Origin of the sequence: Arthrobacter sp. HMWF013, from assembly GCF_003061105.1 — a bacterium.
Classification (GTDB): domain Bacteria; phylum Actinomycetota; class Actinomycetes; order Actinomycetales; family Micrococcaceae; genus Arthrobacter.
Map to the genome: position 1 here is coordinate 1 of NZ_QAIQ01000058.1, position 3,406 is coordinate 3,406.

The following is a 3,406-nucleotide window of genomic DNA, read 5'->3' on the forward strand; positions in this document are numbered from 1 at the left end:
CAGCCGCCCTCAACGCTGCATTTGTCTTGGCATTGATCGGCGCTGCCTGGGCTGCACCAGTGGCCGGTCCGTTTCCGGCGGCGGTCATCGCCGCGGCTTTTCTGGCAGGCGCCAGCTCCCCGCAGGTAGGTCCGCTTGCCAGGGTCCGCTGGATGGCACTCACCTCTCCCGGGAAAGGCGGGACCGGGGGCAAAGACCTCGACACTGCCATGTCGTATGAGAGTACGGCCGATGAGCTCACCTTTGTGCTGGGACCGGCCCTCGTGGGAATCCTCGCCAGCATGGTGGCTCCCTGGTTGCCGCTGGCACTGGCTGCGGTACTGACCCTTACGCTGGTGCCCGCTTTTGCCGTTCACCCCACACACCAGGCAGTTCCCCTGACCGGTGCTGCTTCACGCCGACAGGCAGCCAGGGCCGCCACCGCTGTGCCCGGGGCAGCCGGTAATCCCGGCCCCGTCAGGGTTCCGGCCGCCGTGGCGCTCCCTGTCCTGGCCATGGTTGCCATGGGCACCTTCTTCGGCTCCACCCAGACGGCGCTGAGCTCATTTTCGGCCGGCTTTGCCACCGCCGAGATCGCTGGACTGCTGTATGCAGTGATGGGGCTCAGTTCCGCGGCAGCCGCTTTGTCTGTGGCCTACTGGTCCCGGCGGTTCACGCCAGGCCCGCGGCTGCTGGTCAGTGCCGGCCTGATGACCGCCCTTGCGCTGCTGCTTCCGGTGCCGGAATCGATGACCGGCATGGTCGCCGTTCTGCTGGTCCTGGGACTGCCGGTGGGACCCGCGATGGTTACCATTTTTGGCATCGGGGGGTTGCTGTCACCGGCGGAAAAGCTGGGGACGGTCATGACAGCCCTGGCCAGCGGGATCGTGGCGGGCACCGCCCTGGGATCGGCCCTGGGCGGCCAGCTTGCCCAGGCGCACGGCTACCAGGCTGCCTTTGTGGTCCCTGCTGCCGCCGCCGGTGCGTTGACGGTGTCTGGCCTGGTGGCCGTGATCATTTTGCGGCGACGCAACGCCTAAAGGAGTCCCCGGGAAAATCCCGGTACGGAAATGCGCCCCAGCACCTCGGGGGGGCGTGGAACCTTCAGCCAAGCTGGGCTTCGATCCGGCCGGCACTGGCCTTCAGTGAGGCGGCGACTTCCTCCGGGTCCTGGCTGGTCCGGATGTAGACAACGGCGAGGGCGGCGGGCCTGCCGCCGGGAACCCGGACCGGAACGGCTACCGAGGAGACCCCCGCAATCACCTCATCGTGGCTTGCGGCGTAGCCGCGGCTACGGGCTGCCGCAGCCTCTGGCCGGTACGGGATGCCCGGGGCCGCTTGATGCCAATCAGCCTCTGAATACGCTGACTGGATGGCAATGCCGGGGGCGCCGGCGTTGATCGCATGCCGGGAACCCGGGTGCTGGACGATGCCGGTGCCAGTGTGCCGCGGGTCCACGGTGACCAAGGTGACGCAGTCATCGCGGTCCCAGACGGCCACGAACGTGCTCATGGTCAGGGCATTGGCGAGCTGGGTCAGCTCCGGGAGCGCAGCTGTCTGCAGGCTGCGCGAAACGCCCCTTGCCAGGACGGCGAGCCCCGGCCCTGGCTGGACTTTGCCGGCATCATCGCGCACCAGCAGGGAATGGTCTTCCAGGGTCCGCAGGATCCGGTAGGCCACGGAGCGGTGTACGCCCATGGCGTCGGCCAGTTCGGCAATGGTCAAGGGGTTTTGTGCGGCTGCCAGGATCTCCAGTGCCCGGATGCCGCGCGAAAGGGTCTGGGAGGGGGAAGCCGGTGCCTGCCCTGCAGAGGCCTCGGCGATGGGAGTCATGGTTTCCATCCTAGGTGGCAGCACAGCGGAGGTCTTGAGCCTGTGTTGCTTCTTAGGCTGACCCAGGTGTCCTTATTGCGAATGATCAGTCCAAATATAGAACTAATTTCCGCCTCAACGAAAGAAAATGGTGCGTTTCGTCACATGCTCGGGTACTCTCGTACTAACTGACCGTTCGATCAGTAAATGCTTGGCCTGAATTCACCATCGGCAGCCGCGTACCCAACCGGCGCTGCCCCCAGCCACGGAGTTCCAATGACCGCAACTTCACACGTCGATTCAGAGACCGGCCCCAGCAGCAAGCATGAGGAACGAAAAGTCCTTGCTGGGACGCTGGTCGGAACCACTATCGAGTGGTACGACTTCTTCATTTTTGCCCAGCTGACCGGAACGTTGCTGTCCCCGCTGTTCCTCACGCCCCTTGAAGACTCAAATCCGGGCCTGGCACGGATCCTCTCCTTCGCGCTCATCGGCATCAGCTTCCTGTTCCGTCCGCTCGGTGCCGTTATTGCCGGCCATCTGGGCGACCGGCTGGGTCGCAAGGCCATGCTGGTCTTCACCCTCGTCATGATGGGCGCCGCTACGGCTCTGATCGGCATGCTCCCGACGTATGCCCAAATTGGCGTCTGGGCCCCCGTTCTGCTGATCCTGCTACGCATCATCCAGGGCTTCTCTGCCGGCGGTGAATGGGGCGGCGCAGCCCTGATGGCCGTTGAGCACGCTCCCCGGAGCAAGCGGGGCCTGTTTGGCGCCTACCCCCAGATCGGCGTTCCGGTTGGCATGATCCTGGCCACGGGCCTGTTGTACTTCCTCAACACCGGTATGTCCAAGGAAGACTTCGGTGCCTGGGGCTGGCGCGTGCCGTTCCTGCTGTCCATCGTGCTGATCGTGGTGGGCTACCTGATCCGCCGTGCTGTGGCCGAGAGCCCGGTCTTCAAGGAAATGATCGAGCGCAAGGAGAAGGCCAAAGCACCGCTTGGACAGCTGATCAAGTTCCACAAGAAATCCGTGCTCTACTCCACCATGATCTTCATCGGCAACAACGCAGCAGGCTACCTGCTGATCGCGTTCTTCATCGCGTACGCCACCCGGACGCTGAAGATGCCGGTCGCCGAGGTCCTGCTGGCAACCACGCTTGCGTCCTTCGGCTGGTTGATCTTCACGCTCGTGGGGGGCTGGCTCTCCGACAAGATCGGCCGGGTCAAGACGTTCCTGATCGGGTATGGCATCGTGTTCGCTTGGATGATCCCGATGTTTGCCCTGATCGACACCAAGAACATCATGCTCTACGGCCTGGCGCTTTTTGTCCTGACCATCGGACTCGGGCTGTCCTACGGCCCGATGTCCGCCATGTATGCCGAAATGTTCCCGGCCAATGTCCGCTACTCAGGCATTTCCATCGGCTACGCGTTCGGTGCAATCCTGGGCGGTGCATTCGCAGCCAGCATCGCGGAAACGCTGATGCAGGCCACCAAGTGGACCGGGTCCATCGGCATCTACATCATGATCCTGTGCGTTATTTCCGCCGTCGGCGTGCTCCTGGCCGGCGAAACCAAGGGCCGCCCGCTCGGCGTCAGCAGCCACCACTAGAAGG

General features: G+C 64.2%; 3 protein-coding genes. 2 read left to right on the top strand and 1 reads right to left on the bottom strand.

All coding sequences use genetic code 11. The features are described from left to right. On the top strand, positions 1-1,019 hold a 1,019-nt coding region (locus DBR22_RS02835; RefSeq protein ID WP_108597692.1), incomplete at its 5' end, for an MFS transporter. Between the two features lie 64 nt (positions 1,020-1,083). On the opposite strand, the gene DBR22_RS02840 is transcribed toward DBR22_RS02835, so the two are convergent. Next, on the bottom strand, positions 1,084-1,812 hold the full coding sequence (locus tag DBR22_RS02840) for an IclR family transcriptional regulator (protein ID WP_108597693.1): 729 nt from the start codon (positions 1,810-1,812) through the stop codon (positions 1,084-1,086). Positions 1,813-2,067: 255 nt separating this feature from the next. Between DBR22_RS02840 and DBR22_RS02845 the strand changes: the two genes are divergently transcribed. Continuing rightward, positions 2,068-3,402 carry an MFS transporter gene (locus DBR22_RS02845; RefSeq protein ID WP_108597694.1) on the top strand — a complete coding sequence of 445 codons (1,335 nt, stop codon included), beginning with the start codon at positions 2,068-2,070 and terminating at the stop codon, positions 3,400-3,402. Positions 3,403-3,406: the final 4 nt, after the last annotated feature.

What these genes read in the sequence shown, in the direction of transcription:
- DBR22_RS02840 (WP_108597693.1), bottom strand. Translation starts at nt 1,812, where the DNA reads ATGACTCCCATCGCCGAGGCCTCTGCAGGGCAGGCACCGGCTTCCCCC.
- DBR22_RS02845 (WP_108597694.1), top strand. Translation starts at nt 2,068, where the DNA reads ATGACCGCAACTTCACACGTCGATTCAGAGACCGGCCCCAGCAGCAAG.